The sequence below is a fragment of the Methylovulum sp. genome (assembly GCF_028687615.1).
Classification (GTDB): domain Bacteria; phylum Pseudomonadota; class Gammaproteobacteria; order Methylococcales; family Methylomonadaceae; genus Methylovulum.
Genome location: NZ_JAQTZU010000047.1, coordinates 1 through 13,297 on the forward strand (window position 1 = coordinate 1; position 13,297 = coordinate 13,297).

The following is a 13,297-nucleotide window of genomic DNA, read 5'->3' on the forward strand; positions in this document are numbered from 1 at the left end:
ATACCCGCCAAGGGGATGCGCTCAAGCAACAGGCGGCCAATCAAGCTTTTCTGTCCTAGGCTGACACGCTGTTTCTTGGGGTTCTGGACAAACTGGCGGCCACAGGTTTGGCAACGGTATTTTTGCCGCCCTGTCCGGGGATGGCGGCCGTTTTTGACAAGGGAGCTGGCGTGGCAGTGGGGGCAGTAGGTCATCGGGGCAAAAAGTAGTAATCTTAGACCTTTTGGCTCTCCTTTTGTAGGCTCTGCTTTAACCGCTTGCTTTTTTGCAAATCATTCCGATTGCGGGACTACCAATTTATCATGTCCTCAAAACCCACTATGAGCCAATTAAAATACCTAGATGTTATATAAAATGGGATGCTTCTTAATTAAAGGCGGATTCAACTCCGAAGTGCAATCCTAGTTATCATGCGGCTTTTAGCAACGTATCAGCAAAAAAGACTTCATGGGGTGTTTTATAATTGAGCGTTTTTCGGGGGCGATGATTGAGTTTTTCCATGACCGCTACAATGTCCTCATCCGTTATGTTTGCGAAACTGCTATCTTTGGTAAAGTACTGCCTGATCAGGCCGTTGGTGTTTTCGTCCAGGCCGCGTCCCCATGAGCGGCAAGGGTGTGCAAAGTAGACATCCGCATCCAGTGCCGCCTTGATTTTTTCATGCCCGGCACTTGTGACCTTTAGGTTAAACTCCTTGCCGTTATCGGCGGTGATGGTTATCGTCTTGTCCAAATAAGGCCGTAACAGGGTTAGGGTGGCTTCCGTCACCATATCGGCCTGTTTGCCCGCCACCTTTTTGATTAAGGTGAATTTGGACACCCTATCCACTATCGTCACTAAGGCGCCCTGATGGTTTTTGCCGATAACGGTATCTATCCCCCAATCACCCGGCCGCGTTTTTTCACTGGCCATGCAAGGCCGGCCATCAATACTGACACGGCCCCTGATCTGGCCCCGCTTGTCCTTAGACCCGTATTGCTTGCGTTTCTTGCCACTGTGCCGAAGATGCTTGTACAGCGAGCCACCCTCCAGCCTGTCCGTCCAGATATGCTGATAAATCCGCTCATGGCTGGCCGCTGTGCATTGCCCCCGTTTTAACCAGCCCGACACCTGCCCGGGGCTCCAGTCGCCCTTGATCTTGGCCTCAATCAAACCAATGGCCGCCATTGTCATTTTCAACGGCTTCGCCGCCAGCCGCCTTCGGGTTTCAGCTTTGGACTGTGCCTGTCGGGGGCGGTATCCCCGCTTGCCTGTATTCCGTTGCAGTTCACGGCATATCGTGCTGGGTGACACATTGACCCGTTCCGCAATGGCTTTTTGACTCTTTCCTGCTTTCAATAATATTTCAATCTGGTATCTTGTCGCTTGCGTTAGCTGATTGTTGTCTTTCAAGTGCTTTCTCGTCTTTGGTCGGATTGAAAAAGCTTGAAACTATATCAGCTAACCTTCTTCATTTCCTAGTAAGGGCGATTGCACTTCGGAGTTGAATCCGCCTTATTGGTCAGTGTTGATGAAAGCAATCGGTTTGTCTTCTGGATTATTTTCAACGTCATCAAGACAGACCTCTTTAGCGTATTTTATGATGGTGTCCGCTAAATCTTCCCCGTATTTAACCTCATGAATGATTTTGTCGATTGATGTCTTAAAACTCCCATATTTAACATCCCAGTCATCATCCTTATCAATAATGTTTTCGTCAATGATAATAAAATCAGGCTGCCATCGTCGTTTGCCTGGATTGCCTTCAGCGTCTATGCCATTAAACCAACGCGAAGGCTGGTTAAAATATTCATTGAACATCATCACGCGAATACCCTCGAAGGGGGAGTTGAATTGCTGTGTGTAAACGCAACTAGTGTAAAGATGGCAATCTCTCTGGCATTGATCGGAAGGAATGGGGATTGCTAACGACTTGTCAGTTACATTGTATTTTTCTTTTACGGTTGGATTCTCACAAAGTTAACTTCGTCCCATAACATGAATTATCTGACTTTTACGACTGATAAGCTCTTTAAATTCGGCCTGTTTTAACCGTTCTTCCCGCACTTTTTTAAAGGTTTCAGTGATTTCATCAGCCAATTGGTGGGTTTTTACCAAATACAAAATTTTGGCATTTGGATTTAGTTCATCTAAATATTTGATTAGCGTATAAGTTTTTCCTGCGCCTGCTGAAAAATTGATAAATCGGGTCAATTTGTCAGTAAAAAATTCTTGGACAATATCTTTAAGCTTTGTTTCCGCTTCTGCTGCTGAAAGTAAAGGCTCAAGTATGTAATCAGTAACTTGAGGCTTAAGTGAATTGCGTTGTTTGCCTTTTACAGCTTTGATATTTTTAACTGCATTGATTAGCGTACCGATATTGTTAGTGGACCTACCTTGCTCGACTTGTTTCAGTATCCACTTTAAGTCATTGTTTAGCTTAGTCCTACTTTTGGTTATCCAGTGCCTTTCTAACAAGGGAATGCCCAAATGCTCCAATTCAGCCAGCACAGCAGCATTTATAGGCAAACGTTCGTCATAGTCATAATTTGCGGGTATGGATGACAATAATTCAACGATACGGGCTTGATCGACTGTTTGAGGTGTATAAGAGCTTTGCTTAACGGGTAAAGGCGAACAACGGGCATCAACAGCTAATTTCTTGCAGTCAGGGTTGAAATAAGCGGTCGGATCACTTGATAAAAAACAACTCCACTTTAGGTTTCCCACGCTGTCATCGATTATAAAAGGCATGGCAACCGAATCGACAACATAATCAGAGGCCAATCGGTAAGCTTGTTTGAAACGGTCTTGTAGCGTTTGGGTTTCCTCGTCTAACGCCCGCTGAAAATCGGTTAATAGCCCAAACTTCAAGCCTTCAGAGGGTGACGTGAAAGCATAAATCGTTTCGGGGAGTTTTTTTATTTGTTGGGGAAGCAGGTCACAAAGTCCAGTTCAGGGTTGTCTTTTTTGTCTACATCGAATTGAATGATGCCCGTTGGCTGGCTGTCCTCACCCAGTGTATTTTTAGTACCCAGTAAAACTGTTGGGAAAAATGCTGGGAATTCACTTTTATATTGCTTGCATTTGTTTTCGTCCTTAATTGCCCGAAGCTTTTTGATTTTGTCAGCTAATGCTCTTAAGCGTATAACAGCAATTATTTCATCAAGAGTTTGTTTTTCAACGTTTTTGCTGTAGACGGTTTCTAAAAAGCTTATATTAATGGGCGTTGGATTCATGCGTTGCCAAGGGGTTCGGATAGCAAAAGGCTAGTGGTTAAAGTAAGGATATTGATGGTAGGCAAATAAACAAGAGCTTGGCATCATTTAGCAAAACGATGATGTTGCCATTTTTTGATTTTTAAAAAATCAATTGATTTGTCAAAATTAACTTCTTTCAGGATATTGTTTCTTTGCTCCAGATCAATTGGTTTGATATACCTTTGGACTGTAACGCCACCATCAGGTTTTTGACCTACCATGGTTGAAATTTGATGAGGTTGAATATTCATCTCATTTGCCAAATGAGTAATGAATGTGTGCCTCAATGAATGGAAGGATGTGTTTGGTGTAGTAATATTGCAGTTTTTTGCGTTAGTGTAGGTAGTGTTAAACCAACGTTGAAACTTGTCCGCATATTTATTTTTACCTTTGTATTGCAATTCTGGGAACAAGCGAACTTTGTTTTTTTGTTTCAACGTTTCAATAAAGTCCAATAACCCTAAATCAATGAGTGTCTTATGTATTGGCACTAATCGTGCGTGATTTCCTTTTTTTATGGATTTTTTGGTGATCGTGCTGTCATCTTCATTGAAGTCAAATACCCAGATGCTTGTCTCTTTGTGCATATAAATGTCTGATAGATGGAGTTGGCAAATTTCATTTTCCCTAGCACCAGTAAGCAATCCAATCAGAGGAACCCAAAACTCAAAAGGTTCTTTATGCAACCCATCACAATATTGGCGACTGTTAAACAATTTCCGCAAGTCTTCATCTGGATATATGTTCCTCTCTGTATGTTCAGCAGTTGATTTTTTTATGATGTTTTGTAATGGGACATGCAGATTATCAATGGCCAGATCATTTTTTTGCAACCATTGCAAAAATCCAGACAAATTCTCTAGGTATTTTTCTTTATTTCTGTCACTGAATTGATCTTCTTCTGGAATATCCAATTCCATCAATTCCTTGGCTGTGAAGGCTTTGTATGCTTTCTTCTTCTTACGGTTTGATGGTATTTTTAGAACAGCATCTTTGTAAAGTATGGAGTGAGATTTTTCTAAGTCACCTGTTTTTACATCACCAATCAATTCGTAAAATAATGCAAAAATAGAACTACGATAGTGTTGTTCGAAATTGTCGTCCTTCCAATTAGTCTTTTTCTCAATGATAAACTTATCAAATGCTTCTTGTAGTGGAATGGATTTGATATGTTGTTTATGCTGGTTTTGAAAGGAAAATGTCAATTCTTGTAATTGGGTGTTTATTGTCTCGAAATCAGGATGATTTTGAATGGAAAGCTGGGCAGGGCGCAAGGAATCTAAATTTTTCCTGAATATCGCTGGAGTTTCTTTATAAAAATCAGTGGCTTTTTGATGTTCCATATTTGACAAAAGCTTACTAAATATATCCACCCTGTTATTATTTTCATCAATCACATAATTAAGAGCTTTTTCTTCTAGTTGCCCAAGGTTAATTAAAAAATTTTCCATTTCAAGATTAAGGCCTTCATCTTTAAGGCGTTCCAACTCCTCAAACAATGGTTTCCCTATATGAAAAAGCTGATTATTCTTGTCAGCTTCCATATCAATAGAAGAAACGACTTGAAGATAATTGTTATTTTCCATCAAAACCACCATTTGGCGAGCTAGGCGTAAGGCTTCCCGCCTATTTCGTGTGCCTAGTGATTTTCTGATAAGGGGGGGTAAATGGGGGTTATTTTGACAGAATTGCTTTGGGACGCGAAGCTGAAAATAATAGATCCCAAGACGATTTTTGGTGATATATGAAGGGGGGTTGAAATCCATGGGTACGCACTTTTGTAACGCACCCAAGGATTTCAAGTTTTTTCTAAAATTAATCTATTAAAAATCAATAGGTTAATTAAAAATGGTGGAGGCGGCGGGAATTGAACCCGCGTCCGCAAGTACTCCGCCACAAGGTCTACATGCTTATCCCGTACTTTTGATTTAACCGATGACTACCCGCCGGGCCAAGAAAATCATCAGCGATTCCGTAAGGTTTTAGCGCATCCACACCGGACACGCTTCAGCGCGATCTTATGTAAATGACCTCTGAACGTCTAGCAAGCTAGGCTCTACCCGCATAAGCACAAATAGTCAGAGGAATGGAAGCTGTGTTTAAGCAGCGAGAGCCATTGAGTAGTTTTCGTCGTTTGCGAATACTTTTTTTCTGTAGATTTTACGAGGTGTACAGTCCTCGGCATGCACTCTAGGTTTCGCTACCCACGTCGAAGCCATGTCGCCCCCGTGGACTTTGTAGTTTACTGGATGCGCTATGATATTGCTATGGCCTTTAAATAATTATTTTCCCCCCAGCTTTCTGCGAAACATATCAATAACCTTATTTGACGTAGGTGAAAATATATTCCATAATTTTCGTGCGGTAATAAATAATTAAAACACGAGGAGAACTATTATGTCATTAATAACTTGGACTGCTGATCAATACGGCACTAATGTAGGTTTTGCCGATGAAGAGCACAAGGTTTTGTTCGACAAGCTAAATAAATTGTATGATCTGGCGACAGGCGGTGCAGAGCGTTCTGCAATTGGTTCCCAGTTGGATGATTTGATCGCTTATGTGGTCGATCATTTTGCCCATGAAGAGCGGGAAATGCAGGCTAAAGGTTTTCATGATTACAATGTCCATAAAGCAGAGCATGTTGCCTTGATAGGTATTTGTGCTGATTTACAAAAGAAATTTCATGCGGGCGAAGCTGAAGTCACCGAAGAAGTCGGTCAATTGGTAAAAGGTTGGTTAGACAATCATATTCCTAAATTTGATAAAGCTTATTCAAATGCGTTAAACCGTTAATTTCGGCGTTAATTAGAAACAACTTGGCGTTACATAAAAAAGACAGGTTTTAGCCTGTCTTTTTTTTGCCTAAACTTTATCTTTTTATCAAGTCCATTGGCAAATCATTATCAGGTCGCAACATGACTTTGCATATTGGATTGGCTGTTTGTCCTGGACGGGTTTGCAAACGGTTATGCTGGGCCAATACAGCCAGGCATAAGGTGGTTTGTACGGTTCCCAAATGCTTGGCGACACATTCCCGCGCACCGAAACTGAACGGCAAATAGGTGTAAGGGGTGGGTTTGACAGGGGAACTTTCCAAGAAGCGTTCAGGGATGAAGTGGTCTGGGTTTTCCCAATAATGCTTATGGCGGTGCAATAACCACGGGACGATCAGCATAAGCGAGCCAGCCGGAATCGTATGGTTTTGAAACTTGTCATTAGCTTTGGCTTCCCGCGATAGCATCGGAAATGGCGGATATAGGCGCAGGGTTTCTTCGATGATGGCGCGGGTGTAGGCCAATTTGGGCACGTCTTCGATAGTTGCCGTGCCGTTTACCAGTACGCTGTCGAGTTCCTGATGCAGGCGTTGTTCGACTTCGGGGCATTGGGCGATCAGGTACCACGCCCACGCTAAGGTGTTGGCGGTGGTTTCGTAGCCTGCCAGAAAGAACGTGAGCAGTTCATGGCGGATTTGTTCACGGCTGAAGGCGTTGCCGGGAAGGCCCAGGAACAGTCCCAATAATGAGGTGCCGTCCGCTTGGCTATTGGCAATGATTTTGTCGATACAACCGTGGACGGTTTTTGCGGCTTTGGTGGTTTTATTGCCACCGAAACTGGGGATCCAATTGGGCAAACCGAAAAACGTGTTGATGTCCAAGTCTTCAATGGTTGCCAGATAGTGGCTGACGCTTGCCACGAATTGCTGGGTTTGCTGGTCATTTAACCGTCCGCCAAACAGGACGCGGCACAAAATTGCCGCACTTAACGCCTTCATTTCCGGCAATACGGGCAAAGTGCTGCCTGAGGGCAAGTTGCCCCAGCGTTCCCGTTGTTGTGCGGCGGCTTTAACCATCACTTCGCTGAATTTGCCCAGTTGTCCGGCGGCGAAAAAAGGCCGGATAAGTTGGCTATGTTTTTGCCACATTTCCCCGTCGCTGACCAATAAGCTTTCAGCCAATAACGGTGTCAGGGCCTTGCGCATCAAACCGCTCTTTTTTTCGTAATTGCCGGGGTTGTTGACCAGGACGTGTGCCACGGCGTCCGGGCAATTGGCGATGATGATCGAGCGGCTGACAATTTTGATGGTGATGAAATTGCGGCTAAAGGCTTTTTCAGGCCAGAAAGACAGAAGGTCCTTACGCAGGTATTTGATGGTGTCCATTGGCCCAAGACTTTTGGGGTGACGGTGCGGGTAGGGGGGGATAAAGTCGGACATGTGTTGCTCTTGGGCTAAAGGTTAAGTCTTAAGGATTTGGTCATTAATAATTTTCAGGCATTTAGACTTGGCAGGTTTTAAAAACCTGCCAAGTCTCTACGATTTCAGTAGTGATTTAGGGAAGTTATTTTTAACCAAATCCTAAGTCGATAAATCATTGCATGGGCCAACTTCACTGAGGACATGTCCGCGTAAATTGGCGACAGCTCTGTTCGCGACGCCGCAGACATTGATTTGTTGCTTGATGGTGCGGGTATAATTTTCGTGCAGATGACCGTGAAAAATATGTTTTGCACCCATCACCGCAGCCAGTTCACCAATCACCGAAAAGCCATGCCGATGTGATCCAGGGGCTTCGTGGGTGACAAGAATGTCGGCTTTTAGGTTTTTTAGTGCCTCAAATTCATCGTGCCAGATAGCGGAGCGGTATTTGAGCGATATTTCCGCGTTTTTGATATGGGCGTACTGGTGGTCAAGATAATGCTGCTTGTTTTGCCATTTTGGCGGTTGCGGAGGATACCAGACGCGGCCCAGAAAAATGCCGCCTAATCCGGCGATCCGAAGACCGGCGACTTCTATGACTTTTAAATGCAGGCATTGGTGTGCGAGGGCAGAGTGGAACAGGTTGTGGTATTTGCTAGGGGTTTCAAAATCATGGTTGCCCGCAATCCACAAGATTTCAGTCAAGTCGAGGATGTCCGCCAAATAGAGTTCCAGCGGTTTGTCCAAATCATAATCGCCGAGCATCACTACGGCTTCGGGCCTATGTTTGCGGACAGCCGTAATCACCGCATCAAAATTCCCATGAGGATCACCGGCAAATAATATTTTGTCATATTGGCTCATGTTGTTACACCGTCTTTGGTATTAACCCTCATGCCAAAAATAACAGTTTAAACGCCGTTATCGCCCGTGGGTTTTTTGTCCTCATATTACAATCCCATAAGTTCTTGCACTGCCTCCTAATAATACTCAAGCAAGAGCTTATGGGATTGTAATATCCATTTAATAAGTTATTACTCCCATCTTACTTTGAAATAACTGGACACCTTGTAAGTCAAAGGTTGCAGTCACACAAAAGCATACGATTTTTCACTCAGATGGGAGTAATTGTCGGATGGAATTGTTATTGCCATCTCCATCTTTGAAAAAAGCTTAAACCAGCTCCCTTGCTTTGTTAAATGCCGCCCTGAAATCAAGATACTGGGGCTGCTCGGTGGTCAGCATCAATTTCAGCATTTCGTTTTGCAGTTGGTATTTGACATTGCCCACCGCCAACGCACCCACCCCGACCGCACCAATACCTTCGGCGGCATGAAGCAAGGGTTTCCCAAAATCGTTGCGTTTGATGCCTTCTATGCCCGCAGGAGGCACGGCGTTGACATCGCCAGCGACTTTCAATTGCAAAGCGGCTTTTAAGGTCGCGGCGTTCAGCACCTGGATGCCTGCTTTTGCCGTGCAGAAAATAATATCGGCATCCCGCAACAATTCGGCTTTTTCTGCATCATTGCGCCCAACCGCTCCCGTCAGATGGCAAGCAAAACGGCGGTTATAGGCTTTGGCGACTTCTTCGGCGGTTTCAACCGAAAGATGATCGACCAATGCGGTTTGTGCGCCGGCCAGCGAAGCGATGACACCCGTGGCAATGCCGACCGGGCCAGTGCCGCCGAACACCAAGGCTTTGCAGTCTGCCAAGGCTTTGCCGTGTTGGGCTTGCAGTTCTTTTTCCACACAGGCGACCAAGGCCGCCGCCGTGGTGAACGCGCCGCTGGGGTCGGCAAACACCGACACTTCAAACGGCGGCACCATCGCTTGCTGACAGGCGTTGAGCATGTCCATCGCCAAAGCCAAATCACGCCCGCCGATAAAAATACCTGTGCGTTTGACACCCGCAGGGCCGCGCGAAAAAATAGCGTCTTGGGTCAAGCCATTGACGCTGTCGAGTTTGACATTGCTATACGGCATCAGCACATCAAAACCGGCATCCATCGCCATATTGATGTCGAACGGACTATTGTGCGGCATGGGGTCCAGCATGTGTAAAATGCTACGTTTTTCCATTAGACATCCTCAAGGTGGCAGGTTGATTGAAAGCTCAAGCGCGTGATTTTATATAATCCCTGGCAACGGCAAAGGCATGTTCAAAATGCAGATAAATCGGTTTCTCGCAGTTGAGCATACTTTTTAACAGCAGGTTTTGCGCCTGGTATTTGATATTGCCGATAGCCAACGCGCCGATACCGACGGCACCGCTGTTAGAACCGGCTATTGGCGTGCCGTTATGGAAGGCATCGACGCCGGCAATGCCTGCTGGCGGCACGGCATTGACATCCGCCGCGACTTTCAGTTGCGGTGCGGAAGCAATCAATTCCGCGCTTAGCAGCTCAATCCCCGCCGCGCCGGTGGCAAACACCACGTCAGCGGTTTTCATGTAGTCGGCTTTATCGGCGTCCGCACCTGCCGTGATGGTGATTTTGCCATCACCGAATTCATTGCTGCACAAATCGGCGATCAGTTCGGCTTTTTCCAATTGCCTGCCGATGATGCGTACATTCGCGCCCGCTTGCGCCGAAATCACCGCTGCTGCTTGGCCGACCGGGCCCGTGCCGCCCAAAGCTAAAATCGTTTTGCCTTCCAGCGTGGTGTTGAATTTAGTGATCAGCTCATGTTCGACGGCGGCAACCATGCCGGCTGCTGTTGTAAATGCACCGCTAGGATCAGCAAATACCGACACTTCAAAGGGAGGCACCATCGAACGTTTCGCCGTGTTCAGCATATCCATTGCTTGTTTGGTGTCACGGCCGCCGATGAAAATCCCCGTGCGTTTCAAGTTTTTGGTGCTGCGCGAGAAAATCGCATCCTGAACCAAGCCCTGCACTTCGCTAGGTTCAACGTTTATATAAGGTAACGCGGAAACCCAGCCAGCATCCAATGCCATGTTGACGTCAAAAGGGCTAAGGTTTTTTGCTGTGGTCAGCATGTGTAAGATAAATGGTTTTTCCATGAGGGGATACCTGATAGTTGGCTTGTAGTTAGCTGGCAAGTATAAAAGAAAAAAACTGAGATTAACAATGCCGTAATGTATTTCTGTAGATTTAGGGAAGCAATCTTGTCCCATACGTTTGGTGAAACCTAAACGGTATGGCAACGCTTTATCAACATGAAACTTTGCGGATGGGGCAACATGCCCGCGTCCGGCATCCAGAACCCTTATGCCATTCCTGTCACAAGCAGGCAACATCCCGAAATTCCAGCCATGCTAAAATCCACCTAGCAGCCTGCCGGACTTGGCCCCCAGTTAACTAGACAATGTGCTTTCAAAAACAAAAAATACGGATTTCAAGGTTACTGACGCGGTTTTATAGCTAAATCCCCCCGTTTTTCATCGTAGCCCGCTTGCCCAAGGCGGCGGCTGAAAAACACGCCGGTGGCATAGCCGTAGACCAGCAAGGACAACAGCAGGGCCGGATGGTACGCCTTGCCGCCACGACCGGCATACGCTTGGGTGATGACGGCCAAGTCCAATTGGCCTATGACTTCCACAATAAAACGAGCCGGATGATTTTCGGGTAACCATTCATCCAATGAGGGGGGCAGATAGTCGGTGTAGCGGTCGATGGTGCGAAAGAGGCTCAAGTTTATAACCTGTGTGGCAATGGGGCTGTTATCGCATTACATACAGCAGTAAGTCCGACAGGCTGCTAGGCCAACAAGTCAGTCAAAGGGACGTGCCGCCCGATGGCGGTTTTGGCGTTTGGTTTTTATCAAGGTTCGGCGGCTTCGTTTAAGCTCTGTGAGCGGCACGCCCCTTACCGTAACGTTGGGCTATTTCTATCAAGTAACAACGTGAACGAATAATAGACGAACTTGATCTTGAACCGGTCATGGTTAAGGCAATGGATTCTGAAGGAGGTATGGGCTGGTCATTAGATTTCACCAAGCGTGTAACCACAGAGTACAGGAGATTTTTAGTATTGTGTAAGGAAACCCCAGGCCTCGCTATAGCGCCATCCTCTTTTGTCGATGATTTTTGGCACTTCCACATCCTTGATACGCAAAAATATCAAGAGGACTGCGAATCATTATTTGGGTACTTCTTACACCATTTTCCCTACTTTGGTATGAGAGGTAAGGATGACGAGGAAAATCTCAAGAAAGCGTGGGAGGAAACTTGCCAGCTATACCAATCTCGTTTTGGAGAACTTCCAATTGATCTGTCGTTAGCCAGCAAACGCTGTCCTAATTGTGGTCGGCGTTGTAAAGATGAAGTGAAAGGTTATTCAATGAACGAAAGGCATCGGCTTAGTCTTGTTGCCTAACAGTGCGATCAAAACTCGGTAAGGCGTAAAATAATAAGCTGAAATTAAATTTACAAAACGGGGTGACGGTAGTATGCCAAGTATCAAAAATATTCCTGGAGCTTACCGATTATTTTTTACAGCTTCGATTGCGGAGAACCGAAACATATTCACATACAACGCGATAAAATAACCTGTAAGTTTTGGCTTGAACCCCTTTGTCTTGCAAAAAACTGTGGCTTTTCACCAAAGGAACTAAGCGTCATCCAAAAACTTATTAAAAATAATTTACCAAAAATTGTGGAGGCTTGGCATGAGCACTGTGGTTAATATTATAGAACCTCGATTACTGACAATTAAAGTTACTGAAGACGAAATTATTGCCTACCTGGTGGATGGACGCACAGTAAGCGTTCCCTTAATCTGGTCATGGCGTTTATCGGAAGCCACCGAGAAACAACGGCAAAACTTTGAAATTATCGGTGATGGTCAAGGCGTCCACTGGTCTGATATAGATGAAGATATAAGCATTGACGGTATGTTGTATGGATCGCCTGCCCGCCGTCCACATAATCATGCGAAACAGGCGGCCTAATATTTTTTTCATCCCAATAGCCCGCACGGCATCCTCCTTTTTTAAAAATCAAAAAAGCTGGGCTTCGGTGCGGCAGGTTTATTCCATTGACATTTTGGGTACGGTAGTTATGCTTTTTCATCGCGGGCACACCTCCAACGGTTAGGGCTTTTTGATCAGTTTAAAAGTCCTATTTTGAGAGGCCCCGCTCTATTTTGATAGTCGCTACTATAGCTGACTTAACGTAACGTTAGACAGAAGGAGCCATCTATGGCCAGTAATCCGCCAAAACTCATCACGATTGATCACGACGACTACCATGCGGAGCACATCGGTCGCACCGGCGATGGACGTCAGTTCTTTCTCACACTACCCTTCGAGCCAGCCATTGGTGGGCGCGTTGGTTGTGAATTTGTTGCGTTGTATCTCTTCGACGAGCACGGATTGCTGATTGAAGCAAAAATTGACAGCTTTGGTCCGCGAGACTCAATGAGCGACGAAGCTCGACAGAATTTGCATGCGCAGCGTTTGAAAGAGCTGGGTGGGGTTTCCTTTGAAAGAATTGAAATTGCGCCGTTCTCGGTTGAGCGCTTTGGCACCACTTTCGGTCTGGTGCTTCGCGAACCTGAAGATGAAGAAGATCCTTTGGCAGTCGAAGTTCAGCCTGGAAACTACATGGCCTTCTTCGAGCCGTGGGACAGTGGCGAATATGACACTTAAACCAAGGGGCCGTCTAACCTTACGCCCAAGCGGAGCCACGCAAACAGCCGCGCAGCCCGCTCAACTCTACGTTAGGCTTCTCGGGTAGCTATTTTTGTGGCTCATAGTGGGTTTTGAGGACATGATAAATTAAACGATTTAGTCTTATTATGTGTCGCCTCAACAAATTGATAGACGAAAGCAAATGTTACGATGAACTTAGAGAGAAACGTTGGCCTTACGGAGTGCATTGCCCGGAATGTCTGTCCAA

16 protein-coding genes, 1 other RNA gene and 1 pseudogene are annotated in these 13,297 nt (G+C 45.6%); 6 read left to right on the top strand and 12 right to left on the bottom strand.

From position 1 onward, the window contains the following. From PHH59_RS16405 to ssrA, 7 genes are all read right to left on the bottom strand, one after another. The coding region (locus PHH59_RS16405; protein ID WP_366905218.1) for an MJ0042-type zinc finger domain-containing protein at positions 1-194 on the bottom strand (194 nt) is incomplete at its 3' end. 214 nt (positions 195-408) lie between these two features. Beyond that, positions 409-1,392, bottom strand: coding sequence for an IS30 family transposase (locus PHH59_RS16410; RefSeq protein WP_300018778.1), 984 nt, complete (start codon positions 1,390-1,392; stop codon positions 409-411). Positions 1,393-1,494: 102 nt separating this feature from the next. Beyond that, positions 1,495-1,803, bottom strand: coding sequence for a hypothetical protein (locus PHH59_RS16415; RefSeq protein ID WP_300018781.1), 309 nt, complete (start codon positions 1,801-1,803; stop codon positions 1,495-1,497). Between the two features lie 156 nt (positions 1,804-1,959). After that, positions 1,960-2,853, bottom strand: coding sequence for a DEAD/DEAH box helicase family protein (locus tag PHH59_RS16420; RefSeq protein ID WP_300018784.1), 894 nt, complete (start codon positions 2,851-2,853; stop codon positions 1,960-1,962). A gap of 47 nt (positions 2,854-2,900) precedes the next feature. Then, a complete protein-coding gene (locus tag PHH59_RS16425; RefSeq protein WP_300018787.1) occupies positions 2,901-3,218 on the bottom strand; it encodes a hypothetical protein in 318 nt (105 codons plus the stop codon). An 83-nt stretch (positions 3,219-3,301) separates the two neighbouring features. Beyond that, on the bottom strand, positions 3,302-5,005 hold the full coding sequence (locus PHH59_RS16430; RefSeq protein ID WP_300018790.1) for a site-specific integrase: 1,704 nt from the start codon (positions 5,003-5,005) through the stop codon (positions 3,302-3,304). 83 nt (positions 5,006-5,088) lie between these two features. After that, positions 5,089-5,467: a transfer-messenger RNA gene (ssrA, locus tag PHH59_RS16435) on the bottom strand. Between the two features lie 169 nt (positions 5,468-5,636). On the opposite strand from ssrA, the gene PHH59_RS16440 reads away from it, so the two are divergent. After that, positions 5,637-6,035: a bacteriohemerythrin gene (locus PHH59_RS16440; RefSeq protein ID WP_300018793.1), complete on the top strand. Its 399-nt coding sequence runs from the start codon at positions 5,637-5,639 to the stop codon at positions 6,033-6,035. A 76-nt stretch (positions 6,036-6,111) separates the two neighbouring features. On the opposite strand, the gene PHH59_RS16445 is transcribed toward PHH59_RS16440, so the two are convergent. The 5 genes and pseudogenes from PHH59_RS16445 to PHH59_RS16465 form a co-directional block, all read right to left on the bottom strand. Continuing rightward, complete coding sequence (locus tag PHH59_RS16445; RefSeq protein ID WP_300018796.1) at positions 6,112-7,455, bottom strand: cytochrome P450; 1,344 nt, start codon at positions 7,453-7,455, stop codon at positions 6,112-6,114. A gap of 141 nt (positions 7,456-7,596) precedes the next feature. Beyond that, the gene (locus PHH59_RS16450) at positions 7,597-8,301 is read right to left on the bottom strand and encodes a metallophosphoesterase (RefSeq protein WP_300018800.1); all 705 of its coding nucleotides are present in this window, start codon (positions 8,299-8,301) and stop codon (positions 7,597-7,599) included. Between the two features lie 309 nt (positions 8,302-8,610). Further along, positions 8,611-9,516 (bottom strand): NAD(P)-dependent methylenetetrahydromethanopterin dehydrogenase, encoded by a 906-nt coding sequence (locus PHH59_RS16455; protein ID WP_300018803.1) that lies wholly within the window; start codon positions 9,514-9,516, stop codon positions 8,611-8,613. A gap of 34 nt (positions 9,517-9,550) precedes the next feature. Continuing rightward, complete coding sequence (locus PHH59_RS16460) at positions 9,551-10,459, bottom strand: NADP-dependent methylenetetrahydromethanopterin/methylenetetrahydrofolate dehydrogenase (protein WP_300018806.1); 909 nt, start codon at positions 10,457-10,459, stop codon at positions 9,551-9,553. 380 nt (positions 10,460-10,839) lie between these two features. Continuing rightward, a pseudogene (locus PHH59_RS16465) lies at positions 10,840-11,091 on the bottom strand (IS5/IS1182 family transposase); the annotation flags it as partial. Between the two features lie 260 nt (positions 11,092-11,351). Here PHH59_RS16465 and PHH59_RS16470 point away from each other — a divergent pair. From PHH59_RS16470 to PHH59_RS16990, 5 genes are all read left to right on the top strand, one after another. Beyond that, positions 11,352-11,774: a hypothetical protein gene (locus PHH59_RS16470; protein WP_300018809.1), complete on the top strand. Its 423-nt coding sequence runs from the start codon at positions 11,352-11,354 to the stop codon at positions 11,772-11,774. A 168-nt stretch (positions 11,775-11,942) separates the two neighbouring features. Next, positions 11,943-12,083: a DUF4160 domain-containing protein gene (locus PHH59_RS16985; RefSeq protein ID WP_366145477.1), complete on the top strand. Its 141-nt coding sequence runs from the start codon at positions 11,943-11,945 to the stop codon at positions 12,081-12,083. Then, positions 12,067-12,348 carry a DUF2442 domain-containing protein gene (locus PHH59_RS16475; RefSeq protein WP_300018812.1) on the top strand — a complete coding sequence of 94 codons (282 nt, stop codon included), beginning with the start codon at positions 12,067-12,069 and terminating at the stop codon, positions 12,346-12,348. The genes PHH59_RS16985 and PHH59_RS16475 overlap by 17 nt, the downstream gene beginning before the upstream one ends. Positions 12,349-12,597: 249 nt before the next feature. Continuing rightward, positions 12,598-13,047, top strand: coding sequence for a hypothetical protein (locus tag PHH59_RS16480; protein ID WP_300018815.1), 450 nt, complete (start codon positions 12,598-12,600; stop codon positions 13,045-13,047). 149 nt (positions 13,048-13,196) lie between these two features. Beyond that, positions 13,197-13,297 (top strand): transposase (locus PHH59_RS16990; RefSeq protein ID WP_366905224.1); only part of this gene is annotated, 101 nt, incomplete at its 3' end.